The 25,434-nt window shown below is 29.7% G+C and carries 30 protein-coding genes; all 30 read right to left on the bottom strand.

Annotated features, from left to right (window positions below):
• Positions 1-24: 24 nt before the first annotated feature.
• A complete protein-coding gene (recN, locus tag CLOCEL_RS09725; protein ID WP_010077096.1) occupies positions 25-1,728 on the bottom strand; it encodes a DNA repair protein RecN in 1,704 nt (567 codons plus the stop codon).
• A gap of 9 nt (positions 1,729-1,737) precedes the next feature.
• The gene (locus CLOCEL_RS09720; protein WP_010077097.1) at positions 1,738-2,190 is read right to left on the bottom strand and encodes an arginine repressor; all 453 of its coding nucleotides are present in this window, start codon (positions 2,188-2,190) and stop codon (positions 1,738-1,740) included.
• The gene (locus tag CLOCEL_RS09715) at positions 2,187-3,032 is read right to left on the bottom strand and encodes an NAD(+)/NADH kinase (RefSeq protein WP_010077098.1); all 846 of its coding nucleotides are present in this window, start codon (positions 3,030-3,032) and stop codon (positions 2,187-2,189) included. The genes CLOCEL_RS09720 and CLOCEL_RS09715 overlap by 4 nt, the downstream gene beginning before the upstream one ends.
• A gap of 13 nt (positions 3,033-3,045) precedes the next feature.
• On the bottom strand, positions 3,046-3,855 hold the full coding sequence (locus CLOCEL_RS09710) for a TlyA family RNA methyltransferase (RefSeq protein WP_013291708.1): 810 nt from the start codon (positions 3,853-3,855) through the stop codon (positions 3,046-3,048).
• Positions 3,856-3,886: 31 nt separating this feature from the next.
• The gene (gene dxs, locus CLOCEL_RS09705; RefSeq protein ID WP_010077101.1) at positions 3,887-5,755 is read right to left on the bottom strand and encodes a 1-deoxy-D-xylulose-5-phosphate synthase; all 1,869 of its coding nucleotides are present in this window, start codon (positions 5,753-5,755) and stop codon (positions 3,887-3,889) included.
• Positions 5,756-5,860: 105 nt separating this feature from the next.
• Positions 5,861-6,733, bottom strand: a complete 873-nt coding sequence (locus CLOCEL_RS09700; RefSeq protein ID WP_010077102.1) for a polyprenyl synthetase family protein — start codon at positions 6,731-6,733, stop codon at positions 5,861-5,863.
• 3 nt (positions 6,734-6,736) lie between these two features.
• Positions 6,737-6,955 (bottom strand): exodeoxyribonuclease VII small subunit, encoded by a 219-nt coding sequence (locus tag CLOCEL_RS09695; RefSeq protein ID WP_010077103.1) that lies wholly within the window; start codon positions 6,953-6,955, stop codon positions 6,737-6,739.
• Positions 6,945-8,156 carry an exodeoxyribonuclease VII large subunit gene (gene xseA, locus CLOCEL_RS09690; protein ID WP_010077104.1) on the bottom strand — a complete coding sequence of 404 codons (1,212 nt, stop codon included), beginning with the start codon at positions 8,154-8,156 and terminating at the stop codon, positions 6,945-6,947. The genes CLOCEL_RS09695 and xseA overlap by 11 nt, the downstream gene beginning before the upstream one ends.
• Complete coding sequence (locus CLOCEL_RS09685) at positions 8,149-8,994, bottom strand: bifunctional 5,10-methylenetetrahydrofolate dehydrogenase/5,10-methenyltetrahydrofolate cyclohydrolase (RefSeq protein WP_010077105.1); 846 nt, start codon at positions 8,992-8,994, stop codon at positions 8,149-8,151. The genes xseA and CLOCEL_RS09685 overlap by 8 nt, the downstream gene beginning before the upstream one ends.
• A 14-nt stretch (positions 8,995-9,008) precedes the next feature.
• Complete coding sequence (nusB, locus tag CLOCEL_RS09680; protein WP_010077106.1) at positions 9,009-9,413, bottom strand: transcription antitermination factor NusB; 405 nt, start codon at positions 9,411-9,413, stop codon at positions 9,009-9,011.
• Positions 9,414-9,475: 62 nt separating this feature from the next.
• Positions 9,476-9,871 (bottom strand): Asp23/Gls24 family envelope stress response protein, encoded by a 396-nt coding sequence (locus CLOCEL_RS09675; RefSeq protein WP_010077107.1) that lies wholly within the window; start codon positions 9,869-9,871, stop codon positions 9,476-9,478.
• A 146-nt stretch (positions 9,872-10,017) separates the two neighbouring features.
• Positions 10,018-10,509, bottom strand: a complete 492-nt coding sequence (locus CLOCEL_RS09670; RefSeq protein ID WP_010077108.1) for a SpoIIIAH-like family protein — start codon at positions 10,507-10,509, stop codon at positions 10,018-10,020.
• Between the two features lie 60 nt (positions 10,510-10,569).
• The gene (locus tag CLOCEL_RS09665; RefSeq protein WP_010077109.1) at positions 10,570-11,139 is read right to left on the bottom strand and encodes a stage III sporulation protein AG; all 570 of its coding nucleotides are present in this window, start codon (positions 11,137-11,139) and stop codon (positions 10,570-10,572) included.
• Position 11,140: 1 nt separating this feature from the next.
• Complete coding sequence (gene spoIIIAF, locus CLOCEL_RS09660; RefSeq protein ID WP_010077110.1) at positions 11,141-11,725, bottom strand: stage III sporulation protein AF; 585 nt, start codon at positions 11,723-11,725, stop codon at positions 11,141-11,143.
• A gap of 16 nt (positions 11,726-11,741) precedes the next feature.
• On the bottom strand, positions 11,742-12,977 hold the full coding sequence (spoIIIAE, locus tag CLOCEL_RS09655) for a stage III sporulation protein AE (protein ID WP_010077111.1): 1,236 nt from the start codon (positions 12,975-12,977) through the stop codon (positions 11,742-11,744).
• Between the two features lie 4 nt (positions 12,978-12,981).
• Positions 12,982-13,374, bottom strand: coding sequence for a stage III sporulation protein AD (gene spoIIIAD / locus CLOCEL_RS09650; protein WP_010077112.1), 393 nt, complete (start codon positions 13,372-13,374; stop codon positions 12,982-12,984).
• A 9-nt stretch (positions 13,375-13,383) separates the two neighbouring features.
• Positions 13,384-13,581 (bottom strand): stage III sporulation protein AC, encoded by a 198-nt coding sequence (spoIIIAC, locus tag CLOCEL_RS09645; RefSeq protein ID WP_010077113.1) that lies wholly within the window; start codon positions 13,579-13,581, stop codon positions 13,384-13,386.
• A 61-nt stretch (positions 13,582-13,642) separates the two neighbouring features.
• Positions 13,643-14,161 (bottom strand): stage III sporulation protein AB, encoded by a 519-nt coding sequence (locus CLOCEL_RS09640; RefSeq protein ID WP_010077114.1) that lies wholly within the window; start codon positions 14,159-14,161, stop codon positions 13,643-13,645.
• The gene (spoIIIAA, locus tag CLOCEL_RS09635; RefSeq protein WP_010077115.1) at positions 14,154-15,077 is read right to left on the bottom strand and encodes a stage III sporulation protein AA; all 924 of its coding nucleotides are present in this window, start codon (positions 15,075-15,077) and stop codon (positions 14,154-14,156) included. Before spoIIIAA ends, CLOCEL_RS09640 begins: the two co-directional genes overlap by 8 nt.
• Before the next feature lie 99 nt (positions 15,078-15,176).
• Positions 15,177-15,554 (bottom strand): CD1247 N-terminal domain-containing protein, encoded by a 378-nt coding sequence (locus CLOCEL_RS09630; RefSeq protein WP_010077116.1) that lies wholly within the window; start codon positions 15,552-15,554, stop codon positions 15,177-15,179.
• A gap of 37 nt (positions 15,555-15,591) precedes the next feature.
• Positions 15,592-16,149 carry an elongation factor P gene (gene efp / locus CLOCEL_RS09625; protein WP_010077117.1) on the bottom strand — a complete coding sequence of 186 codons (558 nt, stop codon included), beginning with the start codon at positions 16,147-16,149 and terminating at the stop codon, positions 15,592-15,594.
• A 70-nt stretch (positions 16,150-16,219) separates the two neighbouring features.
• Positions 16,220-17,287 (bottom strand): M24 family metallopeptidase, encoded by a 1,068-nt coding sequence (locus CLOCEL_RS09620; protein ID WP_010077118.1) that lies wholly within the window; start codon positions 17,285-17,287, stop codon positions 16,220-16,222.
• Between the two features lie 224 nt (positions 17,288-17,511).
• Positions 17,512-17,964 carry a hypothetical protein gene (locus CLOCEL_RS09615; protein WP_242655242.1) on the bottom strand — a complete coding sequence of 151 codons (453 nt, stop codon included), beginning with the start codon at positions 17,962-17,964 and terminating at the stop codon, positions 17,512-17,514.
• Between the two features lie 13 nt (positions 17,965-17,977).
• Entirely contained in the window at positions 17,978-18,376 is a 399-nt protein-coding gene (locus tag CLOCEL_RS09610; RefSeq protein ID WP_010077121.1) for a hypothetical protein, read from the bottom strand.
• A complete protein-coding gene (locus CLOCEL_RS09605) occupies positions 18,366-18,830 on the bottom strand; it encodes a prepilin-type N-terminal cleavage/methylation domain-containing protein (RefSeq protein ID WP_010077122.1) in 465 nt (154 codons plus the stop codon). The genes CLOCEL_RS09610 and CLOCEL_RS09605 overlap by 11 nt, the downstream gene beginning before the upstream one ends.
• Positions 18,805-19,185 (bottom strand): prepilin-type N-terminal cleavage/methylation domain-containing protein, encoded by a 381-nt coding sequence (locus CLOCEL_RS09600; protein WP_010077123.1) that lies wholly within the window; start codon positions 19,183-19,185, stop codon positions 18,805-18,807. The genes CLOCEL_RS09605 and CLOCEL_RS09600 overlap by 26 nt, the downstream gene beginning before the upstream one ends.
• A gap of 93 nt (positions 19,186-19,278) precedes the next feature.
• A complete protein-coding gene (locus CLOCEL_RS09595) occupies positions 19,279-20,301 on the bottom strand; it encodes a type II secretion system F family protein (protein ID WP_013291707.1) in 1,023 nt (340 codons plus the stop codon).
• Positions 20,285-21,463, bottom strand: a complete 1,179-nt coding sequence (locus tag CLOCEL_RS09590; protein WP_013291706.1) for a GspE/PulE family protein — start codon at positions 21,461-21,463, stop codon at positions 20,285-20,287. The genes CLOCEL_RS09595 and CLOCEL_RS09590 overlap by 17 nt, the downstream gene beginning before the upstream one ends.
• 348 nt (positions 21,464-21,811) lie before the next feature.
• The gene (locus CLOCEL_RS09585; RefSeq protein WP_010077126.1) at positions 21,812-24,112 is read right to left on the bottom strand and encodes a calcium-binding protein; all 2,301 of its coding nucleotides are present in this window, start codon (positions 24,110-24,112) and stop codon (positions 21,812-21,814) included.
• A 169-nt stretch (positions 24,113-24,281) separates the two neighbouring features.
• On the bottom strand, positions 24,282-25,361 hold the full coding sequence (locus CLOCEL_RS09580; RefSeq protein ID WP_010077127.1) for a hypothetical protein: 1,080 nt from the start codon (positions 25,359-25,361) through the stop codon (positions 24,282-24,284).
• Positions 25,362-25,434 lie beyond the last annotated feature (73 nt).

Below are 25,434 nucleotides of genomic sequence, written 5' to 3'. Positions count from 1 at the left end.
AGACTTGATTATCTCAAGTCTTTTTTATGTACTAGATATTTGCTTTTTTTTATTTTGTGCTAAAAAGATAAGTTCTCTTCCATGTTCTAATGTCAGCTTTGTGAATTCACTTCCACCAAGCATTCTAGCCATTTCTATTGGTTTCTCATCCTCTGTTAAAATTTTTATATTGGTATATGTCTTATTATCCACAACTTCTTTTAAAACAACATAATGGTTGTCTGATAATGCAGCAATTTGAGGAAGATGAGTTACACAAAAAACTTGGTGGCTTAATGAAACCATATACATTTTTTCCGCAACACTCTGTGCAACTCTTCCACTTATTCCTGTATCGATTTCATCAAAAATAACACTTGGAATTTTATCTTTATCTACAAAGGCCGTTTTTAACGCTAACATAATCCTAGAAAGTTCTCCGCCTGATACTACTCTTTCTAAAGGAAGTAATGGTTCGCCTGGATTTGTAGATATAAGAAATTGAACTTTACTAGCTCCGTATTCATCTAGGCAATTTTCATCATAATTTATCTCTATATAAAAATTACTTTTTTCTAATCCTATATAATTTAACTGTTCTTGTATAACGTCTTTAAGTCTTCTAGCTACTTCAACTCTTTTATCATTAAGGATTAAAGATATTCCTTTTAATTTCATAATTATCTTTTCCTTATCCTTCCTTAATGTTGCAAGTATTTCCTCACTATTAATCATTTCCGCATATTCATTTTCTATTTTAGTTTTATAATCTAAAATATCTTTTATTGTCTCGCCATATTTTCTTTTATATCCGTCAATTATATATAATCTATTATTAATAAAATCTAATTCTCCCTGATCATAGTTTATTTCATCCTTTAGGCTACGTATATCTGATATGCTCTGTTCTAAGTTATAATAAGTATCCTCCAAACCAGAGCATATGGTTGTTATATCCTCGTGATGCATAGAAACATTTCTCAGTTCTTTAATTACATAAGAAAGGTTATCAAAAATTGAAGTTTTTTCATCGCTTCCTTCATAAAGTACATTGTAACTTATTGAAAGAGATTTTTTTATGTTCTCACTATTTGATAAAATTTTATGTTGCTTTTCAAGTTCAACATCTTCATCGATTTTTAGTTTACCCTTGTTGATCTCATCAATTTGATATTTTAAATAATCCATTAACTTTTCACGATTTTCATTTTTATTACAAATAGTTTCTATGGAATTATTTACTTCTAATAACTTTTTATACTCAATCTTATATGCTCCAAGATCTTCTTTTAAAAATTCATATCCAAAGTTATCTAAGTAATCTATATGAGTATTTTTATCTAGTAAATTCTGATTTTCATGCTGTCCATGTATATCCATTAAGGAATCTGCTAACTTCCTCAAATTAGAAACCAAGACAGTCTTATTATTAACCTTTGTTATGGATTTACCATTTAAAAAAGTTTCTCTGCTAATAATTAAAACTTCATCAACATCTATGTCTAAAGACGAAAGTATAGCTTTAGTTTTTGGATTTTCAACAGTAAAAATACCTTCTACAAAAGCTTTGTCTGTGCCAGTCCTAATAACACCTCTATTGTTTTTAGCACCTAAAACGAAGCTGATAGCATCGATAAGTATAGATTTTCCTGTCCCTGTTTCTCCAGTTAATACAGTAAAACCTTCACTAAAATTAATTGTTAGATTCTCTATCAATGCAAAGTTATTAATATTCAATTGGAGTAGCATGTATACCTCCTATTTGTTAATTATCTTCTTTATTCTTTGAACTATTTCTGTTGCATCACTTTTATCTCTTGTTAATACAAATATTGTGTTATCACCGGCTATTGTACCTGCTATACCATGGAAATTCAAACTATCAAGTGCTTCTGCTGCAGCATTTGCAGAACCAGTAATTGTTTTAATGACTACAAAATTTTCTACTTGTTCTGTACCAATAACCGTATGAGTAAAAATATTAATAAGATTATTTGTAAGGTTTTTCTCAGTAGGAGCAATTGAGGAATATGTATATCTGCCATCATTATTCATTACTTTTATAAGTTTTAACTCTTTTATATCCCTTGAAACTGTAGCTTGAGTAACTTCAAAACCACTTTTTTTAAGTTCCTCTGCCAGTTCCTCCTGAGTTTCGATTTTTTTTGAATCAATAAGTTCTAGTATCTTACTATGTCTTGCAACTTTCATTTTTTCGCCTCTCTCCTATAGCCACAAGGTATTATTTTTTTATTTAATGTATCAAAGTAATCATAGTTCTGCAATCTAATTAAATTGCATCTATGTTCATATTCTTTTATTGTTATTATATCCTCTTTATCGATTTTAGTATACTGTTGTCCATCAAGAGTTAAATAAACTTGTTCGCTTGCATTTTTAGCTATTATTTTCACTTGACTTTTGCTATCTATTATCATTGTCTTCATAGTCATAATATGAGGGCAAATAGGTGTAATAGATAATACCTGGAGAGTTGGGTACAAAATTGGGCCTCCTGCGGACATAGCATATGCCGTAGAACCTGTAGGTGTAGAAACTATTATCCCATCAGCCTTTATCTTCATATATGGTTTATCATCAATAGTTATTTCATATTCCACTATTCTTGATAAAGTACCCTTCGATATAACTATATCATTTAAACAATGATAGCTTGTATTTTTACCCTCTACATCACATTGTATCATTATTCTTTTTTCAATATAATATTCTTTATTTTTTATTTTAGCTAAAGCTTTCTTAAAATCATCTTTTTCAATAGCCGTTAAAAAACCAAGATTTCCATAGTTTACTGCAAAAATAGGTATTTCATACTTACATATAATTTTAGAAGAACTTAAAACTGTGCCATCCCCGCCAACGGTAATCACCATATCTATATCTAAATTTCCCTGTAATTCCTTATCTGATATTTTATTAAATACTACTATTGAAGTTTTTGGAAATATATCTCTTATGTCCATTATTAAATTTTTTTCAATTTCTTTTTCTAAATCTTTGCTACTGTTTATAATTAAAGCAATTTTATTCATAACCCCTCCTGTATTACAGTGAGCTGTGCGCTTCTTCTACAGTTTTGAGAATATCCTCTTGTGATACTTTATCTTCTTCGTCACTTCCCTTTGACATAAATAATAAATACTCTATATTTCCTTCCGGTCCTTTTATCGGTGAAAAGCTAAGGCCTTTAACTTTTAAATGATTCTCTTTTGCCATAGCAACTATACTTTCTATTACCTCTATATGCGTAGATGCCTCTCTAACTACACCTTTTTTTCCAACCTTTTCTCTTCCAGCCTCAAATTGAGGTTTAATTAAAGCAACAATTTCCCCATCTTCATTCAATAAATCTTTAACAACTGGTAAAACCAATCTAAGAGATATAAAAGATACATCTATACTTGCAAAATCACCATAGCAACCTAGATTTTCATTAGTAATGTATCTTACGTTTGTTCTCTCCATACAAACTACTCTTTCATCTGTACGCAATTTCCAAGCTAGTTGTCCATAACCTACATCAATAGCAAAAACCTTAACAGCACCATTTTGAAGCATGCAATCGGTAAATCCTCCAGTAGATGCACCTATATCTAAGCAAATCTTTTCCTCTAATTTTATAGGAAAATTTTTCATAGCTTTTTCTAGTTTGTATCCACCCCTACTTACATAAGGCATTTCCTGTCCCTTATATTCAATTTCAGAATTCACATCAATCTTTTCCCCAGCTTTATCTAGTATCTGTCCATTTACTAGTATATCTCTAGACATTATCGCAGCTCTTGCTTTTTCTCTTGATGAAAACAAACCTTTCTCCACTAATAGAACATCTAATCTCTCTTTTTCTTTTGACATTTTAACCTCCAAACATCCTAAAACAAAACTCTTATTTTTCTTTTATAGATTCACTAATAACCCTTGCTATACTATTACTGTCCAAACCATTTATTCTGTATAAAGTATCTACATCTCCATGGCATATGTACTTATCTTTGTATCCAAAAGACAATACCTCTATCGCTTTGTTTTTAGAATTAACGTATTGGGTTACTGTTGACCCTAACCCACCAATTAGTATATTATCTTCAATAGTTATAATCTTCATATTAGATTCTATAACACAATCTAACAATTCTGTATCTATAGGTTTTATAAAAGTAGTACTTATGATTTTTGTCTTTATTTCTAGCTCTTTTAATATTTCTTGAACTTCTAGAGCTGTCTGAACCATCCTTCCTACTGCAATTATGGCTATTTCCCCTTCAGAATTTAATTCCTCCCATTTCCCTAAAACAAATTTATCTAACGGCTCTAAAGAAAAGCTAGGATTATCTCCTCCACGAGGATATCTTATTGCTATTGGATAATTTTTATCTATAGCCCACGCTAACATATATGAAAGTTCCTTAGTACACTTAGGACTCATTATTGTCATATTCGGAATAGTATTCAAATAGGATATATCAAATATCCCTTGATGAGTTTCCCCATCATTACCAACTATACCCCCTCTATCAATTGCAAAAACTACTGGTAATTCTTGAATACATACATCATGCAACACTTGGTCATACGCTCTTTGCAGAAAAGTCGAATACACTGCAAACACTGGCTTCAATCCACATGTTGCAATTCCAGCACACATAGTTACTGCATGTTCCTCTGCAATTCCTACATCAAAAAATCTTTCAGGAAATCTTTTAGCAAAATTCGTTAAAGATGTCCCATCTGGCATAGCTGCTGTTACGGCTACAATTTTGTCATCCTTTTCTGCCAGCTTCACAATTGTCTCTCCAAAAACATTAGAGTAAGTTTCAGATTTCTTATTACTCACTTCTCCTGTAAGACGATTAAAAGGGTCAATCCCATGAAACTTGTTTGGATTTTCCTCAGCAAACCTAAATCCTTTTCCCTTTATAGTTTTAACATGGATTATAGATGGTCCTTCAATATTCTTTGCTGCTTCTATAACAGTTATTAATTCTTTTAGATTATGACCATCTACAGGTCCAAAATACTTTAGACCCATATTTTCAAAAAGCATTCCTGGAATAACAAAGTTTTTTATTCCATCCTTTATTTTATGCATAGAACTTGCTATATTTTTGCCTATATCACTTTTCTCTAATTTATTATGGACAGTTTTTTTGATTCTTGTATAATTAGGATCTGCTCTTAATTGTCCTAAGTAAACTGATAATCCACCTACATTCGATGAAATAGACATCGCGTTATCATTCAATATAACTATCATTTTTGTTTTTCTAAATCCAACGTCATTTAATGCTTCTAATGCCATGCCACCAGTCAAAGCACCATCACCAATTATAGAAATCACATGATAATTGTCTTTTAAAATATCACGTGCTCTAGCAATCCCTATTCCTGCGGATATAGATGTGCTACTGTGTCCAGTATCAAATACATCATATTTGCTTTCACTACGTTTTGGGAATCCGCTTAATCCTCCATACATTCTTAAAGTATCAAATTGATCTTTTCTCCCAGTTAAAATTTTATGAACATATGATTGATGTCCCACATCCCAAATTAATTTATCTATATTGAAATCAAAGACTTTATATAAACTCAATGTTAGCTCAACAACACCTAAATTTGAGGCAAGATGACCTCCTGTTTTAGATACCTTTTCAATTAAGAATCTTCGGATCTCTTCTGAAAACTGTTCAAGCTCATTATATGACATCTTTGATATTTGTTCTATATTATTATAGGAATCCAAAATATTACCCATGGCATTCAACATCCTTTTATCTCAAAAATAACTACAATATATACTCCATAGAAAAAGTATAGTGTTCTATTCCTTAATAATAAGTATTGACACTATACTTAGAATTTAACTCTCTCTATATAAGAGATATTTAGTAATGTCCTCCAAGGCTTCTGTATCTTTTCCTAAGGATTTCAGCAGTTCTAAACATTCTTCTGTAAGTTTTATACATTGTTTTTCACATTCTTCAAGCCCATACTCCGTTATGAAATTAGACTTATTTTTATTTTCATCACTGAGAGTCTTTTTACCAAGTTTTGATTCATCTCCAATTACATCTAAAACGTCATCTTTAATTTGAAAGGCTAAACCTAGTTTGGTCCCATACTCTGATAACTTTTCTATTTCAGTGCTATCTGCTCCAGCTAAAATAGCTGCAGAAACTATAGCTGCATTTATAAGGGCTCCTGTTTTTTTACTATGCATATATTTCAATTTCTCAATTGATATTTTTTTTCCTTCACTTTCTATATCAACAATCTGACCAGCAATCATCCCTGCTGCTCCTGCACTTTTTGAGATATAACTACATGCTTTTACTGCTAATTGGCTTTCACTTTCTATACAATATTGGAACATTATGTTCATAGCCTCATTTAAAAGCCCATCACCAGCAAGTATAGCAATTGCATCTCCATACTTTATATGATTTGTTGGCATACCACGTCTTAGATCATCATCATCCATAGCTGGCAAATCATCATGAATTAAAGAATAAGTATGAATCATTTCAATTGCCCCTGCAATATCGAGTACATCATCTATTTCATCTTTAAACAAGCTATATGTATATAAAAAAAGTAGAGGTCTTATTCTTTTTCCTCCAATATTTAAACTATAGCTCATTGAATCATAAATAGTTTTTTCATATCCATCTTTGCTAATAAAGTAATTTTCCAACCATTTATCTATGGAATCTTTATATTTTAAAGCCTTCATAAATTACTCCTCGTTTATTTTAAACTCTTTTTCTTCGCCGTCAGTTAATATGGTGATTTTCCCCTCTGCTTTAGTTAAAATCTTATAAAGCTCATTTGTTAATTTAACGCCATTTTCATATAGCTTTAAATTTTCTTCTAATGAGAGTTGCCCCTCTTCTAATTTTTCTACTAGAGCTTCCAACTCTTTAATTTTCATTTCATAAGAATTTTTACTTGCCATGCTCTTCACCTACTCCTATATTAATAAAAGTTGAACCATCTTGTAATATTACTTCTACTTTTTTTTCTTCAGCTAAAGCTACTTTAGTGCTTATAACTTTTCCATCTTCATTTCTTAATATAGAGTATCCTTTACTGATTATACCCAAAGGATTATTTGCATTTAACATACTATTTAGATATACTAATCTATTCTTTTGAAACTTCAAATTATTTTCTATAGCTTTATTTAGCCTAACTTTGTACCCATCAATAAAAGTATATTGATTTGCTATATACGCAACTGGATTATATTGCTTTAGCTTACTAGCTAAAATGTTAGTTCTACTTTTTTCCATTTCAAAATTTCGCTTTATAGCACTATACAATTTATGCTTATAATAATTTAGTTTGTCATCAATTTCTACGAAAGAAGTTACTGCAATTTCAGCGGCTGCTGAAGGTGTTGATGCTCTCTTATCACTGGCAAAATCAGCTATAGTAAAATCAGTTTCATGTCCTATACCTGTAATAATAGGTTTTTTAGAATTATGTATAGCATATGCGACTACTTCTTCGTTAAATGCCCATAATTCTTCAATTGAGCCTCCACCTCTAGCTAGTATTATTAGTTCTGTTGAAGATTCATTGTTTGCCGCCTTTATTGCTGACTCTATGTTAGCTGCTGCATGTATACCTTGAACTAAAGTAGGAAATATCTTTATATCTACATATGGATTCCTTCTAGATATAACATTAATTATATCTCTTATAGCAGCTCCTGTAGGCGAGGTAACTACTGCAATAGATATCGGATTTATTGGAAGTGGCTTTTTATACGTATCATCAAATAAGCCTTCTCTTAGCAGTTTAGCCTTCAATTCTTCATATGCCTTATTAAGGTCACCTAAACCATCAATTTTCATTTCCTCTATATATATCTGATATGCTCCATCCTTTATATAAACGGATACTCTTCCCTTAACTTCAACATTCATTCCATTTTGAGGCTGAAAAGAAATATTTTCTCCGTAACTCCTAAACATTACTGCAGATATTTTAGAATCCTCATCTTTTAAAGAAAAGTATATATGGCCTGAACTATGAATTTTAAGATTTGATATCTCACCCTTAATTCTTGAATTTTTAAGGATATAGTCATTATCTACTACTCTTTTTATATAAGAATTAAGCTCACTGACTGTCAGCACCTTACTAAACATTATTTTTGCACGCTTCACATAAGCTAGATAAAAGCATAGTAGTAGTAAGTGCTCCGACACCACCTGGAACTGGAGTAATGAATGAAGCTAATTCACTAACTTCATCAAAGTTTACATCTCCAGTAAGCTTACCTTCATAATATGTAGTTCCTACATCGATAACAATTGCGCCTTCTTTTACATATTCATTACCTATAAACTTAGGCTTTCCTATTGCAGCTACAAGGATATCAGCTCTTTTACACACTTCTTTTAGATTTTCAGTTTTGGAATGACAAGTAGTTACTGTAGCATTTTTTCCTATAAGTAAATTTGAAACAGGTTTTCCTACAACGTTACTTCTTCCAAGAACCACTACATTCTTACCTTCAAGCTCTATAGGTAAACTTTCTAAAATTGCTAAAACAGCCTTAGCAGTACAAGGAATGAATGCTTTTTTTCCACTGTAGAATTTACCTATATTATTGTCTGTGAGTCCATCAATATCTTTACCTTGTGATATTTGATCTATAGCTTTGTTAGAATCTATATGCTTCGGTAATGGCATAAGCATAAGTATTCCATCGACATTTATATCTTCATCAACAGCTTTTACACTATCTAAAAAAACTTTCTCTTCTATATTTTCTTCATATATACATTCTTTTACAGTGATTTTTAGTTTTTCACAAAGCTTTTTTACACTTTCTCTGTAATAATTAGAACCACCATCATTACCAACTTGTATTAATGAAATCGCCGGTAATCTTAAGTTTGTTGCTTCTCTTTCTTTTATAAAATTAATAATATCATCTTGGTATTGTAATGCTAATGCTTTACCATTTATTATTTTTTCCATAAAAAAGCTCACCTCTAATCTATTTTATCAAGAATACTATTAATAAAATTAGGTGCTTTATCATCAGAATATTTTTTTGCTATTTCCACAGCTTCATTTATAGATACAGCCTTTGGTATATCATCAATATTTTTTATTTCATAAATTGCAACTAAAAGAATCGCAAGATTTAACTTAGAGATTCTGTTAAGTTTCCATCCAATTAAATTTTGTGATACGAGTTCTTCATAGTTTGATTTATTCTCGCTTATACCACTTAAAATAGTTTCAACAAATGTAAAATCTACATCCTTTAGGTCCTCATCTTCTTTATCTTCTACTTCTTTAAAGTTCTCTATTACAGTCTTATAATCAATCTGCTGAATCATTAAAGAATATGTTAATTTTATTGCTATTTCTCTTGTTTTTCTTCTATTCATAGAATCCTCCAGTAATATATGATTTTACTTTAAAACACCCTCTGTGAAACAGAGGGTGTCTTTTATGCTTCGCTTTCTGAACTAATGGCATTTTCTGCCTTTGGTATATAGATATTTTGAACGATTATATTAACGTTTTCTACATTTAGTCCTGTTAGAGCCTCTACTGTTTTCTTTACATTTTCCTGAAGTTCAGCAGCAACCTCAGGTATCTTTACGCCATACTCAACTACAACATTTAGCTCGATTATAGCACTATCTTCATCTAAAGTTACTTTAACGCCTCTAGCATTGTTCTTCTTACCACTAATCTTTTGTGTTAAGTCGTTTACAAAGCCAGATGCTGTATTTGCTATTCCTTTAACTTCACTTGCAGCTATACCTGCGATAACTCCAACAACTTCATCAGATATTTTAACAACACCTATATCTACATTTAAATCATTTATATCTTGCATTTTCTTTACCCCCTTACGTGTAAAGCTAGAATTTCTTATTGTTAATTATATCATCACAATAATAATTTTACAAATAAAAACCTTATATATTGATATTATACCCTATTTCCCTATAAAATAAAAAGCTACTTCTGTAGCTTTTTATTCTATTCTCTATTGGTAATTACTATATCTCTTATTTTAGCAATATTTAAAACTACCTGTTGAACTTTTTTCGTTGCTTCATCATCAAGCTTTTCCTTGCTTTGGATTATAACCTTAGCCGTATCATCTTGAATATAGCATATAGAATCTGAAAAGCCATCTGCTTTCAATTGTTCTTCAATTTTTAATTCATTATTAATTACAATTGTGTGCTGAGCATATTGATCAGAAGCAGTCTTCATAGCTGACTCTGACTGAGATTTGTCATTAATTATTTCTTTTAAAGCTTGGCAATATCTTTCATTTTCTTCACTTCTAGTAAGCTTAGCTGTTGTGAAATAACTATCCTCACTACTATTGGAATCATTTATAAGAGTCGGTGTAAATTCATTTGTATGTACATAAAATCTGCTTTGAGCTTGCGATGCCAATACACCTGTACATACTATCAGAACTAATAATGATACAATTATGACCGCTTGTTTCTTATCCATGTTCTACCCCCTAAAAAATTTATTCTACTATTTTTATATGTTACTTATCACCAAATTATGTTAATTTTTCATAGAATGTACATTTACTTTATCATAGGTTAACCCAAAAAGATTAACTACTGTTTTTGTTATTCTAAGCCTAGTTGCTTCATTATCAGCACCTTGAGCCACCACTACCACACCAGTTATTTCTGGCATTTTAGTAGAAGAAATAAATGGTTCATTATTAGTAGTTACTACTGTTTTATTATCATTTTTTTGGTTTATAGTCCTTTCTCCACCGCTACTAGCGTTTTCCTTCGTATTGCTATCTTGATTGTTTTCATTAAAAACTGGAACTTTTTCTTCACTTTTACTTACATATATCATAACATCCACATCACCTATACCTTTAATCTTACTAAGTGTTGACTTCAATTGTTGTTCTAATTGAGTTTTGTATTGATATTCACTTTCGGAATATCCACTAACTTCTACTTCACTTTTACTTAAATTTGTAGTTTTAGATGGCAGTAATGTACTTCCAAAAACCATTAATATCCCTATAACAAGTCCTGCTACTACAAAATTCTTATATCCTATTTTTTTCTCTATAAAATCAGTTAATTTCTTTATAACCCCAATGTCCATCTTATCCCTCCTTCATTGATCTAATTGTTATCTTTAAAGGAGACACCTTTAATTCCTGTGAAATTAAGGTTATTATATTCTCCTTCTCCTGAATATCACTCTCTTTCTTTGAACTCTCTTTATCTATATCAACCGATACCTCTTTTATCTCTTTAACTAAGTTCTTATCCTCTATATAAATTATTATACTTTCTATTGATATCTTTTTTTCTTTAGTTATATTTCCAAAGGTTTCTACCTTGATTTCTTTAGTTGGATACCTATTTTCTAGCAACTCTTCACATTGATTATTTAAATTTTTTAAAAATACTTTTAATATGGTACTTTCTTCGGCACTATTAAATTTAGTCAGATCTATATCCTGAGTATTTAGATTTAATTTTGATGAGTAATTTTCAATCTTTGCAGCTACATTATTTCCATCTATAAGTAATAAAATAGGTGCTAATAAGGTAGGAATAATTAAAATACTAATTGCATATTTTGCATATTTTTTGATGGTACCGTTTGGAAGCATAGAATTTGCTACAGCAGTAAAAATTGATAAGGTAATAATCGTAGTTACCCATGTTTTTAACCAATCCATTTTCTCACCTCTAATGTTATATTATCCTTCCACTCGCTAAAAGAATTGTAATCAATATAAAAAACATAAAAGTTACTATTACAAGACAAGCAACAAGCTTTGTTATAGAGTTACCAGTGTCTTCAATTATGTTGCAAAGTTCATAATCATTTATTGAAAATGGTTCTACTAATGCAGCAGTAATTTTTAGTCCAAGAGCTATTAAAAGAACCTTTATTAATGGCATGAGAACTATTGCTATTACAATAAATAACCCTACAGATCCTATTGCTGCTTTCAATTGCAATGAATAACTAGCTACTGTTGTAACTGCATCAGATAAAGATTTTCCTACTATGGGAACAAAGGTATCCACTGCTAACTTTGCTGACTGTATTGTAAAATCATCAAATGCTCCGCCAACTATGCCCTTTATGGTAATAAGAAATATCCCTAAAGTTAATATGTACTTTTGAGTAATATCAACAGTTTTATCTAATAACTTTGCTAGTCTACTTAATGAATGCCCTTTTGTGAGCCTTTCTATAAATTTTAGAAGAAAAACCATTAATATAATTGGTACAAAAAATTCTTTAACAACTATAGAACTTAGATTAATTATTCCTATCATTATTGGGTTCATCACTGAAGCTTGAGTTATCCCACCAACTGATGCTACAAGCATTAACATCAGCGGCACTATAGAGTACATAAAACCAGTCATTGCTCCAATAGCCTCTTTTGTAATACTTATACTAACTTGCATGCAATTTAATAACACAACAAAAGCTATACCTTTAAAAGCAAAATCCACAGCCGTATTCACAATTTCTTTTTCAAAGGTACTTTGCATATTACTGATTAATGATCCTAGTATTGATATTACAAATAACGTTAGCATCATCTTTATTACAAAGGTTGATTCTCTTGCCATATATATAAAAATAACTCTTATTATTTCTTTTGTATCTAAGTTTCCTTGTCCATTTTTCATTATTTCTTCAACATATTGTTTTATATCCATATCTGAAATCAATTCATATTTATGCTTTTCCTCAGTTATATATTTATAAAATTTATTAGTTTCATCATTTATTATGTCATTGGCTTCCTTATTATCTGCATCTATACTTTTACTATTTGCATTACTCTGATTATCTGCTTTAACTATCTCAATATTTCTATTTTGTAATTTATTATCAGCTCGTACACTAAAACAACTCGTAATAGATACTAATATTAAAACAATCAAAAAGCTTATTATTCTCTTCATCCTATTAGCTCCTTAAAATCTCTAGAATTGAGTCAAGGACCCCCATAAAAATTGGTATCGTCAAAATAAGTATGAAAACTTTTCCCGACAATTCTACCTTAGAAGCTATATTCCCTGCACCAGCTTCTTTACAAATATCACTACAGAAACTGGTAAGGTATGCGATACCCATGATTTTTAACACAGTAGTTAAATATGTATAATCTATATTTGCCTTTAATGCGATGGTATGTAGAAAATTTATTAATGAAGAAAGCTTCGCAATGACTACAAAAAATATTGAAACACCTACTATTATGCTTATTGTAGTAGCCAGGTCCTCTCTTTTTACAGCTTTTAAAAAGATGATTATAAAGGTTGAAATAAGTGCAATAGCAACTATCTTTGTTATCTCCATAAGCTCCTCCTATAGTTGAAACATAGCTTTAACAGAGTTAAACAATTCACTGACTAAATTTACTACCATCATCATTATGATTATTAGCCCTACTAGATTTGCAAGCGTAGCAAATTGTTGTTTTCCGCTTACTTCAAGAACCCTATCTATTACTACCAATAATATTGCTACCCCAGCTATTTTAAATATAAGTGATACATCTAACAATATCCGTCACCTCCTGATAAAATGTAGTATTTTATATAAAGCCACTATTTTTATAGCTGGTCTAGATTAAAACTATTACAAGCATAAGTCCTATACATGGCCCCATAACATTGTACATTTTAAGATTTTTTGCACAAAAATCTTCTGCCGAATTTAGTTGCTCTTCTATTTTTACAAAGCTCAAATTGAAAAAATCTTCTTGTGCCCCTATATTCCATTTTCCAAGACTTCTAGCAAACTCAGTAAAAATCAACTTATCCTCATCCTTTAATGCTAGATCCATCTCTTTTTCAGCTAAAGCTTCAGAAATTGCTTCGTCAATAGAAGTTATCTCATTATTATAAATCTTAGCTGCGGCAATCCTAAGAATCTCATCATATGGATTTTTAAAATCTCTTGCTATTTTTTTGAAGGTTAATTCTATAGGTTCAATTGAATATTTCAATTCATTTTTTATTGAGATTAATATCCTTTGTAATTCTTTTAAATCAGCTACCCTTTTTCTTAACTTATCTCCTAACATATAACCTGCACAAGAAGTACTCACTATTATAAATAAACAACCTATAATTTTAATCATCATAAGCCCCCCATAAATTTACGTTATCGTTCAAATCATAGATAGCTTTTATATGTCCAGGACCTTTGTCATTTGATAAGATTATAGCCCTTTGAAATACTTTATTTCTTTCTATATCTCTAGAAATACCTTTTGAATATAAATCTTCTATACTTTGTCCATGAATAGTTGAAATTATATTTACACCACAAGTACAAGCACTAATTATACTATTTAAATCTTTCTCTGTACCAATTTCATCACAAACTATAATATCTGGTGCTAAAGTTCTTATTGCCATCATAATTCCTATAGCTTTTGGGCATCCATCTAAAACGTCTGTCCTTAACCCTACATCCATCTCAGGAACTCCTAGCTTACATGCAGCAATTTCACTTCTCTCATCAATGACACAGACTCTTCTGCCACTAACATTATTATCCGCTATTCCATCAGATAACTGTCTAGTTATATCTCTTAACATCGTGGTTTTTCCACACTTTGGAGGTGAGATTATTATAGTGTTATATATACCTTGATCCCTTAATATGTACTCTATAACTGAATTAGAACAACCATAGATTTCTCTTGCCATTCTTATATTTAAAGATGCTATATTCTTAATTATTTTTATCTCACCATTTTCAATAACACATTCACCACAAATACCAACTCTATGTCCTTCTTTCAATGTTAAAAAACCTTGCCTTATTTCATCTTCAAAGGCATATATTGAAAATTTACTAATTTTTCTCACAATGATTTCTAGTTCATCTTTTGTAACTATTTCTTTTCCTATCTTTTCTCCAGTAGTTGTATAAGCAATTACTGGTTTATTAACCGCAATTCGTATCTCATGAATAATATCTTTTTTATGCTTTTCTATGAACACTTTTATGTGATCATGAAGAACCTTGTCAATCTCTTTATAATCCAAATTTTCTCACCTCTTTTCATAGTTAAATTTATTTATCATCTTAATGATTTATTCCAAAATAAAAAAACTTCTCGATAAAATATCGAGAAGTTTTTTTATTTAAATTTCATGAGCAAATTCAATTACATTACCACAATTAGGACATTTAAATTCTTTTCGGTTATTATAGATTTCTTTATCTACATAAATAGTTTCCTTGCAAGAATCACAGTTTATTTCCATAAAGTCGTCATCACAGATTTCTTCATAATCAGTGTCTTCAACTTCTTCGAGGAATAATGCTTCCATTGTACCAAGGTCTTCATCAATACTATTTATATAGTTCTCTAATTCTTCATTAGACTTTTTAAGTGTATCTATTTCACTTGCCATATCCTTTATAATGCCTATAAGTTCTAAGGTAATTTCTTCGCTGCTAGCTGAGGATTCTTTTATATGACTTTCTATCTTATTTATTTTTTCAATAAGATATTGCATTAAAACTCATTCCTTCCGAAAGAATAAAGCTATCAGGTTATATTCTTTCCATGTAGTCGCCTGTTCTTGTATCAACTCTGATTACATCACCTTCGTTAACAAAAAGAGGAATTTGAATTTCTGCACCTGTTTCTAATGTTGCTGGTTTAGTAACATTTGATGCTGTGTTTCCTTTTACCCCTGGTTCTGTAGATACTATTTGTAATTCTACGAAGTTAGGTGCTTCAACAGAGAAAGCATCTCCTTTGTAGAATTTGATTACTGCAAACATGTTTTCTTTTAAGAATTTGATTGCATTTTCAACTTGATCGAAATTTAAAGGTATCTGTTCGAAAGTTTCTTGATCCATGAAGTAGTATAATTCTCCATCAGAATACAAGTATTGCATTTCCTTTCTTTCAATTACAGCTTCTTGTAATTTAGCTGTTGGGTTGAAAGTTGTTTCTGTAACTCCACCAGTAATTACGTTTCTAAGCTTAGTTCTTACGAATGCTGCACCTTTACCTGGTTTAACATGTAAGAATTCTATAACAGTGAAAACTTGTCCATCCTGTTCAAAAGTAGTTCCTTTTCTTATATCTCCTGCTGAAATCATGTTATTATATCCCTCCAAAACTTCTGTTTCATTTATATTATAACCTAAAATAGTATGTTAATACCATTAGTTATAGACATATCAATTCCTTAGGTGATTTTGATAATACCTCACAACCATCTTCTGTTACAAGTATTAAATCTTCTATTCTTACTCCACCTAAGTCTGGAATATATATTCCTGGTTCATCGGTAATAATCATACCAGCTTTCATAATTGTAGTAGAAGTCGGATTCAACCTTGGTTCTTCATGAATCTCAACACCAACACCATGCCCTAAGCCATGACCGAAATATTTTCCATAACCTTTATCAATTATATAATCACGTGCAATTTTATCTAAATACTGACCCGTAACGCCTTCTTTTATTTCCTTTAAAGCACGAGTTTGAGCTTCTAGCACTACATTATATATATCTATAATTTTGCCATCTGGCTTTCCTATAGCAATTGTTCTTGTCATATCAGAACAATATCCGTTATATATACATCCAAAATCCATAGTAATAATTTCATTAGCTTCAATAACTTTATCACTAGCGACTCCATGAGGTAACGCTGACCTTACACCAGAGGCTACAATAGTATTAAATGATGTAGAACTAGCTCCTTGCTTTCTCATAAAAAACTCTAATTCTAATGCGATTTGTTTTTCTGTCATTCCTAGCTTAATATAATTAAGCATGTGAGAAAAACCAAGATCTGCTATTTTTGCAGCCTCTCTTATATTCTGAATTTCTACAGAATCTTTGATTAACCTAAGTTCTTCTACCATTCCTTTTAATGGAACAAGTTCACAATTAAAAGCATTTTTAAAAGTTTCGTATTGATTATAGCTCAATACATTATCCTCGAAACCTAAGTTTTTTACAGCCAACTCTTCTAACAAGTTACTTAGATATTTAGCTAAAGGGGTAGAATACTGCAATATTTCGAAACCTTTAACTTGCTGTTTCCCTTGTTCTGCATATCTGCTATCTGTAATAAAATATGCCTTATCCCCTGTAATCAAAGCATAACTTTCATCTCCAGTGAATCCAGTAATATAATTACGATTATAGTCACCAACTAAGAGTACTGCGTCAAGATTTTTTTCCTTTGTTTTTTTTCTTAAATTATTTAATCTTTCATTATACATCATAACTTCGCTCCTTATAGTGAAACCACTATTATCTTGACAATCAATGTTATTTTATCAAATGTTGCTACTATTTGCAAATAAAAAAGTTCTATTCTACTTAATATATGAAAAAGTTACTTTTTTATTGTCTAATATATATACTTCTTTTACATGAATGTAATATTTCATAAGTTGCATTTCCATTAAGACACATACACTTAAAGCTAAAAAAACATAAAGCACTATGTAACCTTTTTTACACTTATTATTCTTTCCCACTTACGCCCCTCTTTATCCTTAATGAATATATAAATTAAGTTTTCTTTTTTCATAGTTTTAAACTCCTGAATATTTCTAATCAAATATCTATCATAAAACTTCCCGTAAATTCCATATGAATTATAGACAGTTAAAATACTTGATGAATTATTAAGTGAAATTATTTTTGTCTCAGAACTTTTAATAGTTATTTCATTGTTTTCAATGGAAAAATCCCAGTCTTTTTTACTTATACAGTAGTTCTCTACTTCCTGACAGCTTTTTTCAAAAATAAAAGTACCATAAATATTTTTAATGGCTTCTGAATAGGATAATGTAACCTTAATTAAAATTGAAGATACTGAAATCATAATCAAAGTTGTAATACACATAGCAATTAACATTTCAACCAATACATAGCCCTTTAATAATTTCATGCCTCTGGTATATTTATGCAACAGCTTTCATCACCACCGATTTCCCGTATATTTCTCCATATACCTCAATCTGAACTTCTGAATCTATTAAAGAAAGCTTGATGTATTCGTCAGTATTAGGCTTACTTTTTAATATGTAGGTATCAAAGTTCAAAAAAAGCCCAGAAATATTTAATGTGTTTTTATCTATATAGTAAATAACCTCATTTTTAGCCTTCATAGTATTTTTTAAACCTGATGTATTGGAAATACATTTAATATTCTCTATTATACATACATTGTTTTTAATATAATCTAATTCCTCAGACAAATAGATATTCTTTACCAGCATATTAAAAATGACCAAGGAATATATCGCAAAAGCAGCAACTGCAATCAATGCTTCAATCATAAAATTTCCTTTATTCTTCAAAATATATATCCCTCTCATTAACATTAATAATTAACTTTTCTTGTTTATTTCTTGAGTTTTTATAGACTATTCTACCAGAAGTTAAAAATTTCCCTTCCTTAGATATCATTAACGAGCTATTATTGCCAAAAACGGTACATATAAATTCTTGTCCTTTGGGCAAAGCGTAATTACTAACTATTTCATATCCATCTATAAACATCAACTTTCTAGATTCCCAAGGATTAATCATAATTGTGCATCCAATTTGATTTTCTAAACAGTAACTTTTACAACTATATACATAAGTAATTAAATCCTTCTTTCCAAACTCATCCTCTATTTCTTTAATCATCTTTATTTGATGATTATAGAAATTGAAAGACATTAAAGTTATAACTGACATAATAGTTATTGCTAAAAGCACCTCTATTAAGGTGTATGCCCTTTTAGCTCTTAAATACTTCTTTTCCATCTTCATCCTCTATAACTATAGTATTTTTTCTTAATTCAAAGTTTAGATTGTAATTTTCACCATCTACTTTATAATCAACATCAGCTATTTTATTAATAGAATTGTAGTCTACATTTTCTATAATAATATCCTTCGAAACTTCATTTACAGTATTCTGCAACTGTGTTTTTGTCATATCCCTATTCAATTTATAGTTTGTAAGAATACTTTCTGTTAACATCATTGACTTAGTAATTAAGGTATGATTGTGCACTTTTTCCTTTATGTAGTTATAATTAGGTATAGCGATGGCTGATATTATAGCTAGGATACTTAAAGTTATTAATACCTCAATTAGCGTGAATCCTTTTTTCATTATTGCTCCTTATATATAAGATTTTTTTACCTAAATGCACTCTTAATAATCTCAACACTAGTTCCACATTTTTAATGTTCTGTATTTTATATTTTAAATATTATTCATCACTTCAAACATCGGTGTTAGTACAGAAGTTAAAACACTTAATATTATTGATGCTAAAAAAATTATTGAAGCAGGCGCAATCAATGCTAATATTTTTTTTAACTTATCTTCAAAACTTTCTTGCATTATCTTATAACACTTCATAAGTATATTATCCAGGTTGCCACTTTCTTCCCCAGAAGAGATCAACTGATAACAAATATCTGAACAGAGCTTCGATATTTTCATACTGTCGCTGACACTAGCGCTATATTGAAAATTCTCATTCATCTTAGATACGTTTTTCTCGATTGGAGTATTTTTACTTATTTCTGTCAATATCCAAATACTTTTGTTTATACTAACTCCTGATGAAATAAGCATGCTTAAAGTTTGATAAAAGTATATTTTATATATGGACTTATAAAATATATTTATCGGAAATATATTATTCTTGAAATTTTCAAATCTTTTGCTTACGCAGAAATATAAAATTAAACTGCCTAATACTAGCTCCATATTTACAATTAATCTCCAATGGTTACTTGCTATATGTGAAATCTGAAAAATAAGATTAGAAGATTTTGATATGGACTCATAATTGCTCAGCATGGTTTCAAATCCAGGTATTATGGATATAAATAAGATATTTACTACTATAATCATTGTAATAAAAAGAGTTATAGGATAAGCAATCTGAGAAACTATTTTGCTTTTTAATTTACTTTTAAAATAATAGTATTCTTGGAGTTCTTTTAATATATAATCTAACTGTCCACTCTCTTCCGCAATTAATAACATATATATCATTAAGCCATCAAAAATTTTGTTATTTTTATTAAAACTCTCATATAAAGTTAATCCGTCGTTTAAATTTAAAATGATATTATCAATAGCCCTTCCTAACTTTTTTATTTTTGTCCGATTTCTTATCATATTCAACGCTTGAATTATGTTTATACCATTGGAATATAACATTGATAGTTCCTTTAAAAAATATCCATGTTCTTTGCTAGTTAGATACTTCATCTAAAATACTTTCCTCTCTAAAGTACCATTGCTCTATACCAACAATTCCTTTTTCTATATATCCTTTTAAATCATCTTCTATATTTCTAAAACCTAATGTTTTACTATAGTTTAACAACTCTTTTTTTGATGTCCCTTTAGTAATCATTAGCTTGAACTCTTCATCTATTGGTAACACTTCACTAACTAATTGTCTTCCGTTAAAACCACTTTCCATGCAAAATGGACAACCTGCTGCTTTATAAACCTTTGATGTAAAGACCTCTCCATTTTCTTCTACAGCTATCTTACATTTATGGCAAAGTTTTTGCACAAGTCTTTGTGATATTACTCCAATCAACGCTTCACTTATAAGGTACTTATCAATTTTCATATCCATCAATCTTACAATTGTGCTGTGAGCATCGTTAGTATGTAATGTGCTTATAACTAAATGACCTGTTATTGCAGCTCTTATTGCTAAGGTTGCAGTCTCAGCATCTCTTATCTCTCCAACCATGATTATATCTGGGTCTTGTCTTAATATGTTTTTTAAAATATTAGAGAAGCCTAGTTCCACCTTAGTATTAACATTAATTTGGTTTATACCTTCAATAGTATGCTCAACAGGATCTTCTATTGTAACTAAATTTTTATGCTTAACATTTAATTTTTCAAGCATCGCAAAAGCCGTAGTAGATTTACCTGATCCTGTAGGACCAGTTATTAAGATAATCCCATGTGGCTTTTTAATGATTCTTTCAACAAGTTTTATTTCACTTATTCCTAAGTCTCCTAAAGGAACTTTATTGATTTCATTATCCAATAGCCTTAAAACCATTTTTTCTCCAAAAACTGTTGGCACAGTGGACACTCTTACATCATTATCTATTTTAAATTCTAATCTTGATATCTTTCCGTCCTGGCAAATTCGTTTTTTATCGATATCTAAATTTGAAATAACTTTGAGCTTTATAACCAATTTCTTTAATTCTTCACTTGAAATAGCTTTTATCTCCTTTAACATACCATTTATTCTAAATCTGATTACTCCTTTATCATAAAAGGGTTCAAGATGAATATCACTAGCCTTAGCTTTTATAGCTTCTTCTAAGAGCTTTCTTGCTTTATCTAAATAATTTTCATTTTCTTGTATATGTACTGTATTCTTAGAATTTAACATCAATTACCTCCCAACTTCAATTTATTCAATATTAAGTATCTATATATGATTATTTACATAAAGAAAAAAAAATAAACAGGTCATTGATTATTTTCTGACCTGTTTTCTATAAAAATATTATTTATCTTGATAACCATTTAAGTTTATTAACAAATCTGAAATCGAATTGGTACAGTTTAGAGAATTTTTAATATTTGCCATAGGAGATACTGAAATCCCACTTATAGTCTCAATTAATTTTTCAAGAAATAATTCATAACATGTTATATGTTTTAAAGTATAGGTTCCAGCTACTACTTTATTTACATCTTCAACATTTAAACTTTGCCCATCTTTAAACTGAATCTCTTATAAAGAATACTTTCCATAATTAAAATATCCTGAAATAGTTATAACCTCAGAAGTTCCATTAATTTTTATCTTTAAGTCTTTGTTTGACTTTAAAAACTTTGTTTCTGATAAACTTACATCACTAAATAATAGCTTATCTACATCTATATTTGAACTAGTATTATTAATTATAGTATCGGCACCATTACCTTTAGCAAATACATAGATGTCATTACCTTCACCACCAACTATTACGTCTGTTCCTTCGCCTCCATATAGAAGATCATCACCTAAACCACCATATAATTTATCATTGCCCACTTCACCATATATAATATCATTGCCTTCATCTCCATATAATTGGTCTTCCCCTATACCTCCGTACAAACTGTCATTTCCAGTTTTTCCATACAAATAATCATTTCCGTTTTCCCCATATACTTTATCGTCTCCAACATCACCAGTAATTTTATCTACTCCATCTCCACCGCTTATATAATCATTGCCAGCTTTACCATCTATGATATCATTACCTTTACCACCATATAGAATATCTATATCTCTGCCACCATATAGAATATCTTCACCTTCACCACCGTCAATATAATTTCTACCATCTTCGCCATATAAACTATCATTACCGCTTCCACCATACAGTGTATCGTCTCCTACACCACCATACGACTTATCAGCTCCTTCACCACACTCTATATGGTCATTTCCTATATTTCCATATATGATATCGTTAGATTTTCCTCCATAAAGATAATCATTGCCACCACATCCAATTAAAGTGTCTTGACCATCTCCTCCATCTATATTGTCATCACCTTCACCGCCATCAATGTAATCATTACCATCATATCCATATAATTTATCAGTTCCAAGTCCACCGTAAAGTTTATCCGCACCTTCTTCACCAAAGATGGAATCATTGCCACCTTTACCGTCTATAAAATCATCGCCTTTTCCACCATAGATAACATCATCACCCTCTCCACCATAGAGAGTATCTGCTTTTGCATTTCCTTTAATTATTTTTCCTATTTCATTACCACGTAAGATTTCTTTAGCTATAGTCTTATCATCCCATATAACTCCACTAAAAAATTCAATTTTTTCAACTTTATTCTTTATATTTTCAGTAGACACATCTATAAAATAATTTGTAATAGTTATCTTTTCATTAGAGTTCTTAATTTTGATCTCAAGATTATTCTCAGTACGTTTAAAACTAATATCCTCTGGATTTATTCCTTGTTCAAATTTTATAGTGTCTATATTTCCTTCTGTTTCATCATAGTCCTCTATAGTTTTTTCACCAGAATCTAAACCCAATATATATGTATCATTCCCAATTCCACCATTTAAATAATCATTACCCCTAAGACCATTTAAAATATCTTTCCCACCATTACCATATATTTTGTCATCTAAATCACTGCCTGTTATTATATCATTGCTTTCATAACCTGTTACTACTCCTTGTCCATATATATATATTGGTTGAGAATCAATAGTCTTTTGGTCCCAAATAGTACCGTCTGAAAATTGGATTTTTTCTATTTTATTATTTAAATTATTATAATAGTTTAAAATCTCAATTGAATCCTCAGTACCCCTAATTATAATTTTCAAATTATTTTCGTTCCTAGAAAATTGTAAATCAATAGGATTTATTTTCTCTCCAAATAAAATTGTATCTATATCACTTCCTGTTTCATCATAATCATCTATTACTTCTTTGCCAGAACCAATGTTGAATAAATAAACATCATTACCTATTCCACCATTTAAATAATCGTTACCTTTAAGCCCATTTAAAATGTCATCCCCACCATAACCATACAATTGGTCATCGAAATCACTACCTGTTATAATATCATTAGTTTCATAACCAGATATCACTCCTGTACCATTTATATGTATTGGTTGTATACTAATAGTTTTTTGATCCCAAATAGTGCCATCGGAAAAACAAATTTCTTCTATTTTATAACTATCTTGGTAGTAATAATTTGAGATTGTAATCGAATCTTCAGTATCTCTAATCAGAATCTTTAAATTGTTTCCACTTTTATAGAATTGAAGTTCACTAGCACTTATTCCTTCGCCGAAAACAATTGTATCAATATTGCCAATAGTCTTATCATTATCAATTATAATGTCCTTTCCATATCCACGGTTAAATATATATTTATCATTTCCTTTTCCACCTGTTAATTGATCGTTTCCTAAACCACCATCCAAAGTATCATTTCCTATATTTCCATTCAATACGTCATTTTTTTCTGTTCCAACCAATTGATAATCCTTCATATTAACCATCACCCCAATTTATATTTTTACTATCCCTCAATATCATTCTATCATTTGCTTAATTCATTTGAAATATTTAGTATCTATTCATATATTGACATTAAATTAATTTTCCTTGAATCTTTCTTATTTTTCAAAAAAAATAAGAAAGATAGATAGACTATCTTTCTTATTGGCTTGAAAAAATATAGTATTTACTTTTATGTAGAAGTACTTGTCTTATTGTTTCGCTTTCACATTCTAAATAATAAAGTTCGTTGACTTTCGGATCATCATCATTCTTACCAGTAAAATAAATCTTATTATCATATAGTGCTAAACGAGAATTTGATTCTATTTTTTTAGGAAAATCGTAGGTTATTTGTGAAATATCTCTGTCGGAATTAATCTTATATAGTGCAGTATTGTTGTTTTTATTAGTTGCAATCAAATATATTTCATTATTGTTAACAATTAAAGAATTAATCTTTTTTAAATTATTAGAAATAACTTTGTCTTGTTTTTTCTCATAGTCGTATATATGTAGCACTTCTTCTGTACTATCTAAAGACAGATATAACAACTGATCACCGAGGTTCTTATAGAAGATGCAATACCTATTCCCAAAGGTAACAACCTCCTTAATATCTGTTGTTCTTAAATCATATGAAAATAATGCTGTATGACTATTTGTATCTAAAGCATAAAAAAATAACTGGTTATTCTCTTCAAAACTATATAAGTCTCCTGATATTTTATAGTTATCCTTTAAAGAAATCTCTTTATTATCTTCTAAACTATATATAGTTAAAGGCCTTGCCGTTGACATAGAATCCTCTTCATATGATGCATACGCTATGTATTTGCCTTGACTATCAATTTTAAAGTTATAACTAAAGTATTTATCTAATTTAATACTGTTATCCTTGTAGATTATTTCTAAGTAATTATTATTTAAAGAAGTTCCTGCATTTTTAAATCTGCTAAAAATATAAAGATCATTTTTATTTTGATATTTTATATCTAAAAGACTATTAAATGTATTTATCTTATTAAGCGAGTCCCGCTCTAAAGAATTTATTTCAATTTTATCGTCTTTCGCTTCAGCTATAATAATATCGGGGAAATTAAAATTAACAGTATTTTCATCTTCAGTTGTTTCTATATTCGTAACTGTATCTTGATCTGCACCTTTATTCTTAATGTGACAACCTGATAATCCAACAGTAATTACACAAATAACAAGAATATTAATTAACTTTCTTGCCATGGCTTCTCTTCCCCTTGCAATCACATACTATAAAGTTCTTACCAAAGAACCCTATAATAGTTTACAACGTTAA

The sequence above is a fragment of the Clostridium cellulovorans 743B genome, from assembly GCF_000145275.1.
GTDB lineage: Bacteria > Bacillota > Clostridia > Clostridiales > Clostridiaceae > Clostridium_K > Clostridium_K cellulovorans.
This window is presented reverse-complemented; position numbering and strand designations above follow the sequence as displayed.

Bases quoted from the DNA above. Each gene is read 5' to 3' on its own strand.
- nusB (WP_010077106.1), bottom strand. From the start codon at position 9,413: ATGAATAGAAGAAAAACAAGAGAAATAGCAATAAAATTAACATATTCT.
- CLOCEL_RS09685 (WP_010077105.1), bottom strand. From the start codon at position 8,994: ATGGAAAAAATAATAAATGGTAAAGCATTAGCATTACAATACCAAGAT.
- CLOCEL_RS09630 (WP_010077116.1), bottom strand. From the start codon at position 15,554: ATGCAATATCTTATTGAAAAAATAAATAAGATAGAAAGTCATATAAAA.
- CLOCEL_RS09695 (WP_010077103.1), bottom strand. From the start codon at position 6,955: ATGGCAAGTAAAAATTCTTATGAAATGAAAATTAAAGAGTTGGAAGCT.
- CLOCEL_RS09720 (WP_010077097.1), bottom strand. From the start codon at position 2,190: ATGAAAGTTGCAAGACATAGTAAGATACTAGAACTTATTGATTCAAAA.
- CLOCEL_RS09640 (WP_010077114.1), bottom strand. From the start codon at position 14,161: ATGATTAAAATTATAGGTTGTTTATTTATAATAGTGAGTACTTCTTGT.
- spoIIIAF (WP_010077110.1), bottom strand. From the start codon at position 11,725: ATGGATTGGTTAAAAACATGGGTAACTACGATTATTACCTTATCAATT.
- CLOCEL_RS09670 (WP_010077108.1), bottom strand. From the start codon at position 10,509: ATGGATAAGAAACAAGCGGTCATAATTGTATCATTATTAGTTCTGATA.
- spoIIIAE (WP_010077111.1), bottom strand. From the start codon at position 12,977: ATGAAGAGAATAATAAGCTTTTTGATTGTTTTAATATTAGTATCTATT.
- CLOCEL_RS09605 (WP_010077122.1), bottom strand. From the start codon at position 18,830: ATGGAAAAGAAGTATTTAAGAGCTAAAAGGGCATACACCTTAATAGAG.
- CLOCEL_RS09595 (WP_013291707.1), bottom strand. From the start codon at position 20,301: ATGAAGTATCTAACTAGCAAAGAACATGGATATTTTTTAAAGGAACTA.
- xseA (WP_010077104.1), bottom strand. From the start codon at position 8,156: ATGTTTAGTAAGGTGCTGACAGTCAGTGAGCTTAATTCTTATATAAAA.
- CLOCEL_RS09710 (WP_013291708.1), bottom strand. From the start codon at position 3,855: ATGTCAAAAGAAAAAGAGAGATTAGATGTTCTATTAGTGGAGAAAGGT.
- efp (WP_010077117.1), bottom strand. From the start codon at position 16,149: ATGATTTCAGCAGGAGATATAAGAAAAGGAACTACTTTTGAACAGGAT.
- CLOCEL_RS09675 (WP_010077107.1), bottom strand. From the start codon at position 9,871: ATGCAAGATATAAATGATTTAAATGTAGATATAGGTGTTGTTAAAATA.
- recN (WP_010077096.1), bottom strand. From the start codon at position 1,728: ATGCTACTCCAATTGAATATTAATAACTTTGCATTGATAGAGAATCTA.
- CLOCEL_RS09580 (WP_010077127.1), bottom strand. From the start codon at position 25,361: ATGGCAAGAAAGTTAATTAATATTCTTGTTATTTGTGTAATTACTGTT.
- CLOCEL_RS09700 (WP_010077102.1), bottom strand. From the start codon at position 6,733: ATGAAGGCTTTAAAATATAAAGATTCCATAGATAAATGGTTGGAAAAT.
- CLOCEL_RS09615 (WP_242655242.1), bottom strand. From the start codon at position 17,964: ATGAAATTATTAAAGGGCTATGTATTGGTTGAAATGTTAATTGCTATG.
- CLOCEL_RS09665 (WP_010077109.1), bottom strand. From the start codon at position 11,139: ATGGACATTGGGGTTATAAAGAAATTAACTGATTTTATAGAGAAAAAA.
- CLOCEL_RS09585 (WP_010077126.1), bottom strand. From the start codon at position 24,112: ATGAAGGATTATCAATTGGTTGGAACAGAAAAAAATGACGTATTGAAT.
- CLOCEL_RS09590 (WP_013291706.1), bottom strand. From the start codon at position 21,463: ATGTTAAATTCTAAGAATACAGTACATATACAAGAAAATGAAAATTAT.
- CLOCEL_RS09600 (WP_010077123.1), bottom strand. From the start codon at position 19,185: ATGAAAAAAGGATTCACGCTAATTGAGGTATTAATAACTTTAAGTATC.
- dxs (WP_010077101.1), bottom strand. From the start codon at position 5,755: ATGGGTAATATTTTGGATTCCTATAATAATATAGAACAAATATCAAAG.
- spoIIIAD (WP_010077112.1), bottom strand. From the start codon at position 13,374: ATGGAGATAACAAAGATAGTTGCTATTGCACTTATTTCAACCTTTATA.
- CLOCEL_RS09620 (WP_010077118.1), bottom strand. From the start codon at position 17,287: ATGTATAATGAAAGATTAAATAATTTAAGAAAAAAAACAAAGGAAAAA.
- CLOCEL_RS09715 (WP_010077098.1), bottom strand. From the start codon at position 3,032: ATGAATAAAATTGCTTTAATTATAAACAGTAGCAAAGATTTAGAAAAA.